The organism is Mesorhizobium sp. CNPSo 4671 (genome assembly GCF_057784245.1).
On record NZ_JBWLUW010000009.1, the window covers coordinates 280467 to 294658 of the forward strand.

Consider the following 14192-nt stretch of genomic DNA (forward strand, 5'->3'; position numbering starts at 1 on the left):
CATTTCGAACAAGGAGCCCACGGATGGCAAAGACGATAAGGACGATGGAGGACTTCTCAGCCTTTGTCGGCCTGTCTCGCACCACCGTTTCCAAATATTTCAACGATCCCGGCTCGGTGCGGAAAAACACCCGAACCGTGATCGAGGCCGCGCAAAAGAAGTCCGGCTTCCGGCCGAGCATGTTCGCCGTCAATCTCAACCGCCGCCGCAGCAACATTCTCGGCGTCATCATTCCGAATTCGACGGATCCGTTCTACATGGCGCTGACGCGTCGCATCGAAACGATCGCCAATGAAGCCGGTTTCCTGGCATTTGTGCTGTCTTCCGACGGGCACGCCGAAATGGAGGACCAGGCGATCCAGACATTCAGGTCGATGAACATTGCCGGCGCCATCATCGCGCCGCTCGGCGTGCAATCCCATCACCGGATACTCGCGGAACTCGGATCAAGCATCCCGCTGATCTATGTCGACTCGCCGCTTGATGAGACCTCCTCGTTCGTCGGCACCGACAACAGGCAGAGTTTCAGGCTGATCGTCGACTATCTCTGCCGGTCCGGCGAGCCGCCTTGCTACTTCGCCATGCCGTTGGTCAACAACAACGCCTCGGCCAGGCAGGACGCCTATGTCGAGGCCATGCAGCAGTTCAAGATGACGCCTGAAATCGTGCCCGTCACTGATGCGCGGTCATGGGATTTCGAGAAGTTCGGCTATGATGAAGCGCTTCGCATCCTGAAGGCGGAGGGCTTTGCCACCAAGACAGTGCTTTGCGCCAATGACCGTGTTGCCTTCGGCGTCATCGCGGCCGCCTATCAACTGGGCCTGAAGGTGGGCCACGGATCCGACTGCGATATGCGGGTCGCGGGACATGATGACCATCCGCTGTCGCGCTACGCCTGCCCGCCGATCACGACCGTTGCGCAAAACTACAATGAGATCGGCCGCCTGGCCATCGAACTTCTGCTGGAAAGGCTGGACGAAGAATCCTCGGCCAAACCAGGCAGCGGGCGCATCCTGCTCAACGCCGAACTCATGCTGCGAAGCTCGGCCTGAGCGCTCTCGGCAACCTTGAAGGCAATCACATCCGTACGAACCCATGGCCGACAGCCGTAGGCGCTGTGCGAAGTGATCGACCACGACACTGGTTGCCGTCTCCGTTGCCGTCAACCCGGTCACGGCATCGATCTTCGGTGTCGTCTTCCTGGGCGAGCAGGTGAGCGCGAAACTGATTGTCGGGCTCATCGCGGTCCTCGCCGGAATAGCGATCGCATCAGGAGCAGGGTTCGGCTCTAGACATCGGGAGCCCCGGCCTTCCTGAAATTAAATTCAGGCGGATATACCGATCATCCTGTTGGTGCGGGGAATTGCTGCTGGCATTGGTGGGAGGGATGGTTCAAGAAGGGATCACCGATCCGTGATTGCTTCTTCATGTCGTCCATCCGCCCGCTGATCCCGCTCCTTCTCGCCGCAGGCATCCTGCTCGGCGGTAATGGGCTGCAGGGCACGCTGATCGCACTGCGCGGTGCGCAGGAAGGGTTTCCCGCTTCCGACATCGGCCTGATGGGCACCTTCTATTTCGCCGGCTTCCTGCTCGGCTGCCTGGCCATCACCCGCATCATGAAGGCAGTCGGCCATATCAGGGCGTTTTCAGCACTTGCCGCGATCGCCTCGGTCGGCACTCTGCTTTTGGTGCTGGTCCTCGATCCGATGATGTGGTGCGCGGTGCGCTTTGCCGGCGGCTTCTGCTTCGCCGGGCTGTTCACCATCGTCGAAAGCTGGCTGAATTCCGGCGTCACCAACAAGGACCGCGCCCGCGTACTGGCGATCTACCGGATGGTCGATACCGGCTCGGTGACATCAGCCCAATTCCTGATCCCGGTCTTCGGCGCCGGCGGCTTCACCATCTTCGCCATCATGTCGATCATGATCACGCTGTCGCTGGTGCCGGTTTCGCTCGGCGACCGCTCCAACCCGACGCCGCCGGAGGAGGTCAAGCTCGACCTGGCGCGCGTCTGGCGCATTTCCCCGCTCGGCTGCTTCGGCTGCATTGCCGTCGGCGTCACCAACAGCGCCTTTCGCACGCTGTCGCCGGTCTATGCCGAACAGATCGGCATGTCGGTTGCCGATGTCGTCACCTTCGTCAGCGTCGGCATCTTTGGCGGCGCCATCATCCAGTATCCGCTCGGCTACCTCTCAGACCGCTGGGACCGGCGCCGGGTGTTGTTGCTGACGACCTGCTGCGCGATGCTTTCCGCTTTGGCGCTGGTGTTCATCGCCGGCAGCAATCCGCTGCTCAATTTCGTTATCATCTTCATCTTCGGCTGTTTCGCCATGCCGCTCTATTCCTTGTCGGCGGCGCACTCCAACGACCGCGCCGACACGGGCGAGTTCGTGCTGATCAATGCGGCGCTGATGTTGTTCTACTCCTTCGGCGCCATTGGCGGGCCGTTCGCCGCCTCGACTGCGATGCAACATTTCGGGCCGAGCGCGCTGTTCGTGTTCAGCGCCACCGTCTATGCGATCTTCATCGCCGTCATCCTCTACCGCATGCAGGCGCGGTCCGGCGTGCCCGTGGGCAAGCGCAGCCGCTTCACAGCGCTGTTGCGCACTTCGACCATTTTCGCGCGCCTGGCCAGGCGGAATGGCGATTCCGATGACCCGGGAAGCACATGACCGAGGCGCCAAAGCTTGACGAAAGCCTTCCCGGCTGAAATCTAGGAAGACCTTACTCCTGCCAAAAGCGATTTGATGCACGTCATCACCACCCAGAAAGAACTCGAGACCGTTCTCGCCGCTTTCGAAAAGTCGGATTTCGTCACCGTCGACACCGAATTCATCCGCGAAACGACCTTCTGGCCAATCCTGTGCCTGATCCAGATGGCCGCCCCTGGCGTGACGGCGCTGATCGATCCGCTGTCGCCTGACATCAACCTGGCGCCCTTCTTCAGGCTGATGGCCAACGAGGCGGTGGTGAAAGTCTTCCATGCCGCCCGGCAGGACATCGAAATCATCGTCCATCTCGGCGATCTGGTTCCGCACCCGGTGTTCGATACACAGGTCGCGGCAATGGTCTGCGGCTTCGGCGACAGCGTTTCCTACGACCAGCTCGTGCAGCGCATCACCGGGGCGCGGCTCGACAAGTCTTCACGCTTCACCGACTGGCGCCACCGGCCGCTGTCCGACAAGCAGCTCGACTACGCGCTGGCCGACGTCACCCATCTGATCGAGGTCTATCAGCACCTGAGCGCCGAATTGGAGCGGGAAAACCGCGCCCACTGGCTGAATGAGGAAATGGACGTCCTGACCTCGCGCGAGACCTATGATCCACACCCCGAGGACGCCTGGAAGCGGCTGAAGATGCGGCTGCGCAAGCCGCAGGAACTGGCGATCGTGCAGGCCGTGGCGGCATGGCGCGAGCGCGAGGCGCGCGAGCGCGACGTGCCGCGCGGCCGTGTGCTCAAGGACGACGCGATCTACGAAGTGGCGCAGCAGGCGCCGCGCGACGCGGCCGCCCTTGGCAAGCTGCGCACCACGCCAAAAGGCTGGGAGCGCTCCTCGACGGCGACGGCCCTGCTTGGAGCAGTCAATGCTGCACTTGCCCTGCCCAAGGAGCAGATGCCGAAGCTGCCGAAGAATTTCCAGCCACCGGAAGGCTCAAGCGCCGCGGCGGAACTGTTGAAGGTGCTGCTGCGGATCGTCGCCGAAAAGCAGGGCGTGGCCTCGAAGGTGCTGGCTTCCAGCGACGACATCGACCGCATCGCGGCCGAGGGCGAGGATGCCGATGTGCCGGCACTGCAGGGATGGCGTCGCGCCGTCTTCGGCGAGGCGGCACTGAAGCTGGTGCGCGGTGAGATCGGGATAAAATTCGACAAGCGAAAAATAGCGGTGTTCGATTTGTAGCTTCTGCCCTATCCCCTTGTGTGGGGGAAGGAAGAACTGCTCTGCTCAAACCGCTCCCAGCAGGTGCAGCGCGAACCAGATCCAGGCCAGCGCCAGCACCGCCGCGCCTGCGAAGAAAGAGCGGCTGCGCAGCCGCAGATTGTTGCTGGTCAGGTGGACCCAAGCGTGAAAATAGCGCGAGGCGACGAAAATCCACATCAGCGCCAAGGTTAGATAGTTGACGCCGTTGGTGACGTGGAGCGTCAGGCACACCACGTAGAAAAGCACCGGTAATTCGAACTGGTTGCAGAGATTGGCGGCAACGGTGACGCTGGATGCAGGCTCGGTCGAACGCGTCTTGAACTGGCCGACCTTGGCCTCGCCGGACTTCACCGCGACGAACCGGCGCCGGCCCATCACGCCGTAAACGATATAGACCAGCAGAACCTGCGCCAGAACAGGCCAGAAGATCTCGGTCTGGTTCATGGTTGCCCCTGCCCTGCTAAACCTCGATCACCCTTGGCGCGGCTTCTGGCCCGCCAGGGCAAGAATTGCGATGACGACCAGCGGGATGGCGAGAAGCGCGAATTTGGTGACGATCAGCGCCGAAGCCAAAGACAGCGAATCCGGGTTGGCCGACAGGAAATCGGACAGAAGCCGCGCCACGGCGATGTTCTGGGCGTAGTCGGCAAGCGTGTAGGGCAGCACCAGAACCAGCGCGAAGATCGACTGCACTTGCCCCGGCAAGGTGCGGAAAGTCTTCAGGCGCCGGCCTGTGGCCAGGATCAGGCTGACCAGGGTCAGCGACAGCAGCGCCGGGAACAAAAGATCGAAGGTCAGATAGTGCCAGACCAGAATGATCTCGCCGCCGCGCCGGCCGAGCGCCGTCAGCCAGGCCATGCCTTCGTCGGGCGTGAAACCGAAGTAGCGCATGTCAAGCGACGGCAGGCCGCCGCTCAACTGCCGGAAATAGAGGAATTCCAACACCGTCATGGCGATGAAGACGGCCGCCGACAGGAAACACAGTGCGGCCGCGTGACGGGGCAGCCGCAGGATCGTCGCGGTCAGGCTCCGCCCGAGCCCGTATTGTTCAGGCTCCGCCGGGATAGTTCGGGCTTTCGCGGGTAATCGTGACGTCATGGGCGTGGCTTTCACGAAGTCCGGCGTTGGATATGCGCACAAAAGTGGCGCGGTCGCGGAAATCGGCAAGATCGCGGCCACCGACATAACCCATAGCGGCTTTTAGCCCGCCTGCAAGCTGGTGCAGCACGCCAGACACAGGTCCTTTGTACGGAACCTGGCCTTCAATGCCTTCCGGCACCAGTTTGAGCGTATCGCGCACCTCGGCCTGGAAGTAGCGATCGGCCGAGCCGCGCGCCATGGCACCGACCGAACCCATGCCGCGATAGGCCTTGAAGGAGCGACCCTGGTGCAGATAGACCTCGCCCGGGCTTTCATCGGTACCGGCCAGCAGCGAGCCGATCATGGCGGCACTGGCGCCGGCGGCGAGCGCCTTGGCGAGATCGCCGGAATATTTGATGCCGCCATCGGCAATCACCGAGACACCGGATTTGTGCGCCGTCTCGACCGCCGACATGATGGCCGAGAGCTGCGGCACGCCGACACCGGCAACGATGCGGGTGGTGCATATCGAGCCCGGGCCAATGCCGACCTTCACGGCGTCGGCGCCGGCGTCGATCAGCGCCTGCGTGCCCTCGGCGGTGGCGACGTTACCGGCCAGGATGCGAACCGAGTTGGAGAGTTTCTTTGCCCGCGTGACCGCGTCGAGTACGCGCTGCGAGTGGCCGTGCGCGGTGTCGATGACGAGGAGGTCGACGCCGGCATCGATCAGACGCTCGGCGCGCTCGAAGCCGTCGTCGCCGACGCTGGTGGCCGCCGCCGCGCGCAGACGCCCCTGCGCATCCTTCGTGGCGTGCGGGTTCAACTGCGACTTCTCGATGTCCTTGACGGTGATCAGCCCGACGCAATTGCCTGACTTATCAACAACAACGAGCTTTTCGATGCGGTGCTGGTGCAGAAGCCGCTTGGCCTCGTCCTGGTCGACATTCTCCTTGACCGTGATCAGGTTCTCACGGGTCATCAACTCGTAGACCTTCTGCGCCGGATCGGAGGCAAAGCGCACGTCGCGGTTGGTCAGGATGCCGACCAGCCGGCCGGTCTTGTGGCCGCCAGTGCCGCCATTCTCGACCACCGGAATCCCCGAGATCGAATAGGTGCGCATCAGCGACAACGCGTCGGCGAGTGTTGCGTCCGGACCGATGGTGACCGGATTGACCACCATGCCGGACTCGAATTTCTTGACCTGCCGCACCTGCTCGGCCTGTTCGGCCGGCGAGAAATTGCGGTGGATGACGCCAATGCCGCCGGCCTGGGCCATGGCGATGGCGAGACGCGCCTCGGTGACGGTGTCCATCGCAGCCGAGAGGATCGGCACGTTGAGGTCGATGTCGCCGGCAATGCGGGTGCGGACATCGGTCTCGCCCGGCATGACCTCGGAATGACCCGGCTGCAAAAGCACGTCGTCAAAGGTCAGCGCCAGTGCGCCGGTGGACGTTTCGATGATTTTTGCCATGGCCAGCCCTTTAGAATGCGGAAAAAGCGCTGGACCAGGATGGACAGCGCCGACTCTCATCTTCCCTTTCAGGATTGGCGCTGGCTGGTAACACGTCGCGACGCGGATGAAAAGCCGATCGTTGCATTGCACAACAGCGTCTTCGGCCATTTGATTGTGCCACCCATAGTTGCGGTCGCACAAAAGTGACAGCAAATTAACACGACTTTGGTGGCCAGCCATGATAACCGCCCCCACATATCGGCTCGTTCGCCTTTTCTGAACGAGAATCGGGCCGGAAAGAAAGTTTGAAACGGTCACGCTCGTGAATCGCACCATTCCGCTGATCCTGGCGGTCGCCCTTTTCATGGAGAATATGGATTCGACCGTCATCGCGACATCACTGCCGGCGATCGCGATCGACATCCATACCAGCCCGATCGCACTCAAGCTGGCGCTGACCGCCTATCTGGTGTCGCTAGCGATCTTCATTCCAATCAGCGGTTGGATGGCCGACCGCTTCGGCGCCAAGACCGTTTTTCGTGCCGCGATCGCGGTGTTTATCGTCGGTTCGGTCGCCTGCGCCTTGTCCGGTTCGCTGCCGGCCTTCGTCGTGTCGCGCTTCCTGCAAGGCATTGGCGGCGCCATGATGACCCCGGTCGGGCGCCTGGTGCTGGTGCGCGCCACGCCCAAGAGTGACCTGGTCGCCGCCATGTCGTGGCTGACGGTTCCGGCACTGGTCGGGCCGCTGGTCGGACCGCCGATCGGCGGCTTCATCACTACCTATTTCACCTGGCACTGGATCTTCCTGATCAATGTGCCGATCGGCCTGGTCGGCATCTGGCTGGCCACGCGCTTCCTGCCGGAAACCGAATCGATGGAGACGCCGCCGCTCGATTTCATTGGCTTCGTGCTAAGCGGGGTGGCGGCGTCCGGCGTGGTGTTTGGTCTGTCGGTGGTCAGCCTGCCCTATTTGCCGCCGGCGACCGGGTTCATCACCGTGGCCGTCGGGCTGCTGTCGGGCGCGCTCTACCTGATGCATGCGCGCCGCGCCAAAGATCCGCTGTTGGCGCTCGAACTGTTCCGCAACCAGGTGTTCCGCTCCTCCGTGCTGGGTGGATCGCTGTTTCGCATCGGCATCGGCGCGGTGCCCTTCCTGCTGCCGCTGATGTTCCAGATCGGCTTCGGCCTGACGCCGTTCCAGTCCGGCATGATCACCTTCGTCTCGGCGATCGGCGCCATCGGTATGAAATTCGTCACCGCGCTGATTTTTCGCGTTGCCGGCTTCCGTCGCGTGCTGATCGTCGGCTCGCTGGTCGCCGCCGCATCGATCGCCATCTACGGCCTTTTCACGCCTGAAACGCCTTACGTGCTGATGCTGGCCATATTGCTGGTTGGCGGCTTCATCCGCTCGATGTTCTTCACAGGCGTCAACGCGCTCTCCTACGCCGAGGTCTCGGCCGAGGACACCAGCAAGGCAACGCCGATCACGGCGGTGTTCCAGCAGCTGTCGATCGCGCTCGGCGTGGCGCTCGCCGGCGGCATCCTGGAAGTCTCGACCTCTATCCATGGTGGCCCGCTGACGCTGGGCGATTTCCACATCGCCTTCTTCATCGTGGCCGCCGTATCGGCGGCGGCGTCACTGTCCTTCATGCGGCTGGCGCCCGACGCCGGCAATGCCGTCTCCGGCCACGGCCGGCTGACAACACCCAAGACGCTGGAGCCGGCGAGATCGCCGGGGGAGTGACGGGCGGAGCGAGCGCCATCACGATGTCGCCGGTGGCCCTCGCCCTTTGAAGTCTTTCGCCAACAGATACAGCTCCACCGATTCATCCCGCGAGGCCGGCGGCTTGACGTGGTGGACGGAGCGGAAATTCTTCTTGAGCATCGAGAGCAGTTCGTTTTCGGCGCCGCCTTGAAAAGTTTTGGCGAGGAAATGACCGCCCGGCTTCAGGACGGACAGCGCGAAATCGGCCGCCACCTCGCACAGATGCATGGTGCGGATGTGGTCGGTCCGTTTGTGACCGGTGGTTGGTGCCGCCATGTCGGACAACACGACATCCGGGTCACCGCCCAACGCTTCGGCAAGCTTGCGCGGCGCATCCGGATCGAGAAAATCCATCAAAAGCACCGGCGCGCCGGGCACGGCATCCATTTCCAGATAGTCGATGCCGACGACATGGGGATTTTCCGCCGTCGATTTCGTGCGCGCGGCCGCGACCTGGCACCAGCCGCCGGGGGCAGCGCCGAGATCGATCACCTTCATGCCCGGCTTCAGCAGATGGTGCTTGTCGTCGATCTCGATCAGCTTGTAGGCCGCGCGCGAGCGGTAGCCGTCAGCCTTCGACCTCTGGACATAGGGATCGTTGATGTGGCGCTGCAGCCAGCGGCGCGACGATTCCTTCAGGCCGCTTTTCTTCTTGATCCGCGTCTTCAGCACGCGAATGCCGGCCGATCCTGGATTTTCCGGTTTCTTGGTCATTAACGGCCACGCCCATCGTTGCGCCAGACGCCGTCATCGGCCATCAGCTCGCTCAATATGCCTTCGCGCAGGCCCCGGTCGGCGACGCGCAGCCGCTCCGAGGGCCAGACCGCGCGGATCGCTTCGAGGATAGCACAGCCGGCCAGCACCAGATCGGCGCGGTCGGCACCGATGCAAGGGTTGGCGCAGCGCTGCTGGAAATCCCAGCCGACCAGCCTCTCCACCATGCGGTCGACACTGTCGCGGTCCATCCACAGCCCGTCGACCCGACGCCGGTCGTAACGTTCGAGATCAAGGTGAACGCCGGCCAGCGTCGTCACCGTGCCCGAAGTGCCGAGCAGATGGAAATTCGGGCTGGCCTTGAGGTGGCTCAGTCGGTCGCGGCCGTCAAAACTCGCCAGCCGGCCGGCAACGTCGTCGACCATGGCGGTGAAGATGTCGCGCGTCACCGTGCGGCCGCCAAAGCGCTCGGCCAAGGAGACGACGCCTACCGGCAGCGACGTCCACGAGACGATGTGATTGGCGAGCCGCGGCGAACGGCGGCCGGTGAGATCGATCAGCGCGATCTCGGAGGAGCCGCCGCCGATATCGAACAGGACGACGCCCTGCGTGTCGCGCTCGACCAGCGAGCCGCAGCCGGACACCGCCAGCCGCGCCTCTGTCTGGCGGTCGATGATCTCGAGCTTCAGGCCGGCCTCGCGCTCGACGCGTTCGAGGAATTCGACGCCGTTTTCGGCCGAGCGGCAAGCTTCGGTGGCGATCAGCCTGGCCTTCCTGATCTTGCGGCTGCGCAACTTGTCGCCGCAGATCTTTAGCGCCTCGACCGCGCGATCCATCGCCGGCTGGCCGAGCCGGCCATTGGCGGTGAGCCCCTCACCCAGCCTGACGATGCGCGAGAAGGCGTCGATGACGCGGAACTGGCCATGCCGTGTCGGCACAGCAACCAGCAGCCGGCAATTGTTGGTGCCAAGGTCGAGGGCGGCAAAGACCGGAAGTTCGTGCACCGGCGGCCGGCGGGTGCCCTGTTCGGGGCGTGGCGCCGGAGCGACGGGGGAGATTGCCGGCGCCGTTGGCTGCTTCGGTTCCAAAGCCGGGGCAGCGGCCTGGCCTGGGGCCGGCGATCGATTGCCCTGGGGGTGCGCTTCGTCGCGCGCAAAAACCTTGCGCCCGCGCCTCCGCTTGCGTCGTTTCTTGGGCTTGCCCTTCTGGTGATGGGTCGCGTCACCCGCCTGCCCATCGGCGGAGCGCTGCTCCGTCGGGCGGCGTTGCTGCCAACCGGCTGTCCCCTGGCCCGGTGGCCCTGGGGAAGCGCTGGACGCGCCCACCTCCGACGCGCCTGCGCCGGTGTCGCGGTCTTCCACTGTCGTTCCTTCCGGCGCCGCGCGAACCGATGAAGGACGCAGCAGGCACTTTGGCATGTTTCAAGTTGCCGCCAGACTAACAGTGCCGCGCCCGATCACCAAGAGCCGCATGCTGAATTTTGCCGGCTGGGAGCGAACCGCCTTTCGTCCCGCCGCGTAATGTAGCCGCAAGGCTGGGTTGGTAGCGCAGTGCCGGCGAAGACAACTCTCGTCGATGCCGATGCCTCCTTGCTGGCCATTGCACTGCTTTCGCTGCGGGCAGATCTTGCCAGCGGCCGGCGCGACAAGTGTTCGCGGTTGAATAGCCGGCTTCAATGAGGCATTTCTGAAATGTAGGGAAGTCACCGGGCAGCCGGCCTCCCACCATCAAGCGAAAAGGACGCGGACACGCAACGCATGGCGATCAGGCAATGAACTGGAGACGCTATTTCTGGCCGGTGGTCGGCGTCGCCGCGGTGATCTTCTCGCTGCTGCTGCTCTGGCACGAACTGCGCGGGATTTCGCTCGACGATGTCTGGGATGGGCTCGCCGCCATTCCAACCCGCGGCTGGGTGCTGGCGGGGCTGAGTTCCGTCATCGCCTATGCCGCACTCGCCGGTTACGACCATATAGCGCTGCTGCATATCGGCAAGCGTGTGTCGTGGCTGTTCGTGACGCTGTGCTCCTTCACCACCTACGCGCTGTCGCACAATATTGGCGGCTCGGTGTTTTCCGGCGCCGTCATCCGCTACCGCGCCTATGGCACCAGGGGGTTGACCGGCCAGGATGTCGGCGTGCTGGTGGCGATCTGCTGGATCACCTTCGTGCTGTCCAGTCTTCTGGCCGGCGGTCTGGTGCTGGTGCTGGAGCCGCAAATCGTCGACCGCTTCTCAGGCGCCCCGCATCACGGGCTGGCGATCGCCGCCGGCCTTGCCATGCTGATTCTCATCAGCGCCTACATCTTCGGCAGCGCGCTGCATCTGCGCCCGCTGAAGATCGCCAGCTTTCAGCTGCACTATCCGGCACTGCCGATCGTCGCCAGGCAATTGCTGATCGGCCCGATCGAACTGATTGCCGCCGCGGCGATCATCTTCTTCGCCCTGCCCGAGGTTCACAATCCCGGCTATTTCGTCGTGCTCGGCGTCTTCCTCGTCTCCTTCTCGGTCGCCCAGCTCTCGCACGCGCCGGGCGGGCTGGGCGTGTTCGAGGTGGTGTTCCTGGCCGGGCTTTCCGACATGGAACCGGTCGGCGTGCTGGCGGCGCTGGTTGTGTTCCGGCTGTTTTATCTCATCATCCCGCTGATCCTGGGCCTCGGCGTGGTGCTGTTCTTCGAACGCTCGCAGTTCAGCCGGACGGAGAGCTGAGGCACAGGATCGGATTCTGTGACCGCACCCGCGAGCCATATGAAACCCGGCGTTTGAAACCACCTGTCAAAACGTGGCGATTGAACCGCAGAGCAGGCTTGACTATTTTCCGCTGGCGGCTACAAGGCAGCGCTCAAGCGGCTCAGCCGCTCAGCCCGCGCGGTTCATGACCACGCCTGCTGGGGAATAGGTTAACGGTAGACCCACGGACTCTGACTCCGTTAGTCCTGGTTCGAATCCAGGTTCCCCAGCCAAGCAATTTCAAGTACTTAGCGATATCTAAGTCTCGCCTTCGGGCTTCCATGTCTCGTTTGTGTCGCGTCAAGCTCCAAGCAGAGATTTTCCGCCGCCGCCGGTGGGCCAAGGCAGGAGGCTGCCTCCATTCAGCTTCCACGGCCCGCCTCGGACGGGGGCAAAACTGTCTGGGGCGGGCTTCCGTTCGACCTTGTCGCCAAAGCGATCATGGTTTTCCACCGTTAACTCTTTGGATCGAGTTTTCTTGCTGGAGCTTCGGTGACTCGTTTATTAGAAATCCCTTATGGAGAGACGGCACGCAATCCGAAGAGTCATGGATGGGCTCTGGGAGGTCTACGACATAGACAACGACAAGGTTGTGCGCGTGGGTGGAGTGCCCTTGACAAACTTGTTGGATGAGGACGCGCTCGACGCGTTGGACCTGATACGGGATGGCTTCCTGACCCCTGGCCAGTCCAGGAGGAAAAAGGCCTAAGGCGAGGTGCCAGTTCCGCACCACTAGTCGGGCGTCGGCGGCTGCAATCCCAGGCGCAAACGCTGACCTTCAGCGAAAGCGACGGCATCTGGCTCACGTTCGAAGGCTCTGGAATAGCTGTTGCCGTCCGTTGTTACGATCCTAACAACCCACTCGCCCAAGGATTGGCTGATTTCTACTGCTGGGGCAGACGGTCTGTTATCGGCCATGCCCCTGCTTTAAAAACTGACGGTTTCGGAATGTCTCACGAAGTTCGTCGCCCCCTTTATTAGCTTATCTTAATATAATGCCAGAGCAATAGCGATACCAGCTTAAGCCGGCACAAACGGCACGCTTCCAGACCACGTTCGGCAACGCCAGCGCCAACGCGCAGACGCCAAGGCGGCCGGCATCAAGCGGCACGAGATCGACGAAGAAGTGGACAAGCCTCTACCGCACAATCCTCGACGCAATGCTGCGACATGACAGAGCTTGCAAAAAGGCCCCGGCGCAGGGTGAATCGCCGGGGCCTTAGCCATGTACGAGATACTTAGCATGTCCGCTCATTACGATGCGCTAACGTGCTCAAAAATGCGTAAATACGCTACACAACCTGTAGCTGGTGGCAGGTGAGAGAAGTACAGGACAATCCTCCCCGTTGCGGCGCCCCACCCAAAACGGGGATCGCCGATAGCCAGAACCAAACCTTTCAAACAGTTATCGCAGGCTGAAATCGAGCGCTTCCTGGTGGCAGCGGAAGCGCTGCACAAGAGCATCGTGAACCGGCTCTATCGCCTACATGCGATCACTACCCCGCAACGCGAACCCTGCATGAGGTATTACAGTTGAAGGCGGTGAAGGATGTGACTGGTAAGGAGGTCGAGTTCATTCCGTGGAACACCACGCGACCGGTTCGGCCTCCTGCGGGTAGGGACTTCGGTCTTAGTTGAGCACTCGCTAATATGCTTATAACTTAGGCAGCGCGGGGGACGATCCCAAATCGAGGCCTAACCCGCAATGGCCGGTGCCGCCCGCTTCCAACCCAAGCATCCCTGCACCGGCCATTCTTTTGCGCCCGCCGATCCATGCGGCAGGCGGTGCCCTCCATACCCTGCCGAAGATCGGCGCGGGCTTTTCCAACTTTCCATGGGGCAGCCATGGCCGACAAGCCTTGCAACCACGTATGTCCTGGCAGACCGTCCTCACCGCTAAAGACAAGGCAGAAGCCGAAGCGCTTGAACAGGCGATGGTCCAGGACGGCGTAAAGCGCGGGTCGAGGAGATTACCCGAAGCCGAAGAAGCGCTAAAGGGCTCGGCGCAGTCGGCGGCATATCCGGTGATAGATCGGCGAGCTTTGAAGATCTCGGGCTGCGTGAGTGAACAGCAACACGACAAAGAGGACAACCACTGCCGACGCGAACCCGGTGATGAGAGCCATCCGCGCAAACGTCGCCGACGTCAGGATGTTCCCTTGAAAAGGGCCGGCGCCCGTTGGGCGGGGTGGCGTTGGGTAAAGGCGCCGGCCAGGCGGAAACAGGTCCGCCGCGCCGCACAGATGGCCGATTTATCGGGCCGGCGTTATGGCGTGATCGCGGAAGCTTAATGTTTGCCAGGCAGGAGCAATGCTTCGCCCCCCGCGCGGCGTGCTTGACCATTGCCGGCAACTTTGTGGGTGAGGGATTCTTACAGAAATTATCCGGTGGGTTCAACCGGTCACTGCAACACTCTTAATCTGAGAGGATGAGGAGGTGTTGCATGGTGACGTCACGGATCTGGTTTACGTCAGCGCAGAAGGCCGAGCTTTGGGAGCGATGGAAGCAAGGTCAGAGCATTTCGTCGATCTCGCG

11 protein-coding genes, 1 tRNA gene and 1 pseudogene are annotated in these 14192 nt (G+C 62.5%); 8 read left to right on the plus strand and 5 right to left on the minus strand.

The genetic code is table 11. The annotated features are described in order from the left end of the window. The first annotated feature begins 44 nt into the window (after nt 1-44). From AC04SF_RS25175 to rnd, 3 genes are all read left to right on the plus strand, one after another. Nucleotides 45-1052: a LacI family DNA-binding transcriptional regulator gene (locus AC04SF_RS25175; protein ID WP_488479975.1), complete on the plus strand. Its 1008-nt coding sequence runs from the start codon at nt 45-47 to the stop codon at nt 1050-1052. A gap of 375 nt (nt 1053-1427) precedes the next feature. Beyond that, nucleotides 1428-2672: an MFS transporter gene (locus AC04SF_RS25180; protein WP_488479957.1), complete on the plus strand. Its 1245-nt coding sequence runs from the start codon at nt 1428-1430 to the stop codon at nt 2670-2672. A 75-nt stretch (nt 2673-2747) separates the two neighbouring features. Continuing rightward, nucleotides 2748-3899, plus strand: a complete 1152-nt coding sequence (gene rnd / locus AC04SF_RS25185) for a ribonuclease D (RefSeq protein ID WP_475434390.1) — start codon at nt 2748-2750, stop codon at nt 3897-3899. A gap of 45 nt (nt 3900-3944) precedes the next feature. Here the strand turns inward: rnd and AC04SF_RS25190 are convergent, their stop codons facing one another. Genes AC04SF_RS25190 through guaB form a run of 3 tightly spaced genes read right to left on the minus strand, consistent with a single transcriptional unit; the run spans nt 3945 to nt 6471 of the window. After that, nucleotides 3945-4364 carry an MAPEG family protein gene (locus AC04SF_RS25190; protein WP_488479958.1) on the minus strand — a complete coding sequence of 140 codons (420 nt, stop codon included), beginning with the start codon at nt 4362-4364 and terminating at the stop codon, nt 3945-3947. Between the two features lie 27 nt (nt 4365-4391). Next, nucleotides 4392-5018: a hypothetical protein gene (locus AC04SF_RS25195; RefSeq protein ID WP_488479959.1), complete on the minus strand. Its 627-nt coding sequence runs from the start codon at nt 5016-5018 to the stop codon at nt 4392-4394. Next, nucleotides 4969-6471 (minus strand): IMP dehydrogenase, encoded by a 1503-nt coding sequence (guaB, locus tag AC04SF_RS25200; RefSeq protein WP_488479960.1) that lies wholly within the window; start codon nt 6469-6471, stop codon nt 4969-4971. The genes AC04SF_RS25195 and guaB overlap by 50 nt, the downstream gene beginning before the upstream one ends. A 304-nt stretch (nt 6472-6775) precedes the next feature. On the opposite strand from guaB, the gene AC04SF_RS25205 reads away from it, so the two are divergent. After that, a complete protein-coding gene (locus tag AC04SF_RS25205) occupies nt 6776-8197 on the plus strand; it encodes an MFS transporter (protein WP_488479961.1) in 1422 nt (473 codons plus the stop codon). 18 nt (nt 8198-8215) lie between these two features. Here AC04SF_RS25205 and AC04SF_RS25210 read toward each other — a convergent pair whose 3' ends face one another. Both AC04SF_RS25210 and AC04SF_RS25215 read right to left on the minus strand, forming a co-directional pair. After that, complete coding sequence (locus tag AC04SF_RS25210) at nt 8216-8932, minus strand: RlmE family RNA methyltransferase (protein ID WP_488479962.1); 717 nt, start codon at nt 8930-8932, stop codon at nt 8216-8218. After that, nucleotides 8932-10293: a Ppx/GppA phosphatase family protein gene (locus tag AC04SF_RS25215; RefSeq protein ID WP_488479963.1), complete on the minus strand. Its 1362-nt coding sequence runs from the start codon at nt 10291-10293 to the stop codon at nt 8932-8934. The genes AC04SF_RS25210 and AC04SF_RS25215 overlap by 1 nt, the downstream gene beginning before the upstream one ends. A gap of 410 nt (nt 10294-10703) precedes the next feature. On the opposite strand from AC04SF_RS25215, the gene AC04SF_RS25220 reads away from it, so the two are divergent. The 4 genes and pseudogenes from AC04SF_RS25220 to AC04SF_RS25235 all read left to right on the plus strand — a co-directional run bounded on the left by AC04SF_RS25220 (nt 10704) and on the right by AC04SF_RS25235 (nt 13948). Then, nucleotides 10704-11636 (plus strand): lysylphosphatidylglycerol synthase domain-containing protein, encoded by a 933-nt coding sequence (locus AC04SF_RS25220; RefSeq protein WP_096456901.1) that lies wholly within the window; start codon nt 10704-10706, stop codon nt 11634-11636. Between the two features lie 180 nt (nt 11637-11816). Beyond that, nucleotides 11817-11890: transfer RNA gene (locus tag AC04SF_RS25225), tRNA-Gln, on the plus strand. Between the two features lie 1145 nt (nt 11891-13035). Next, nucleotides 13036-13295 (plus strand): annotated as a pseudogene (locus AC04SF_RS25230) (hypothetical protein). A 74-nt stretch (nt 13296-13369) separates the two neighbouring features. Beyond that, on the plus strand, nt 13370-13948 hold the full coding sequence (locus tag AC04SF_RS25235; protein ID WP_488479964.1) for a hypothetical protein: 579 nt from the start codon (nt 13370-13372) through the stop codon (nt 13946-13948). Nucleotides 13949-14192 lie beyond the last annotated feature (244 nt).

Coding starts and splice junctions, on each gene's coding strand:
- AC04SF_RS25220 (WP_096456901.1), top strand. CDS start 10,704: ATGAACTGGAGACGCTATTTCTGGCCGGTGGTCGGCGTCGCCGCGGTG.
- guaB (WP_488479960.1), bottom strand. CDS start 6,471: ATGGCAAAAATCATCGAAACGTCCACCGGCGCACTGGCGCTGACCTTT.
- rnd (WP_475434390.1), top strand. CDS start 2,748: ATGCACGTCATCACCACCCAGAAAGAACTCGAGACCGTTCTCGCCGCT.
- AC04SF_RS25210 (WP_488479962.1), bottom strand. CDS start 8,932: ATGACCAAGAAACCGGAAAATCCAGGATCGGCCGGCATTCGCGTGCTG.
- AC04SF_RS25180 (WP_488479957.1), top strand. CDS start 1,428: ATGTCGTCCATCCGCCCGCTGATCCCGCTCCTTCTCGCCGCAGGCATC.
- AC04SF_RS25190 (WP_488479958.1), bottom strand. CDS start 4,364: ATGAACCAGACCGAGATCTTCTGGCCTGTTCTGGCGCAGGTTCTGCTG.
- AC04SF_RS25175 (WP_488479975.1), top strand. CDS start 45: ATGGAGGACTTCTCAGCCTTTGTCGGCCTGTCTCGCACCACCGTTTCC.
- AC04SF_RS25195 (WP_488479959.1), bottom strand. CDS start 5,018: ATGACGTCACGATTACCCGCGAAAGCCCGAACTATCCCGGCGGAGCCT.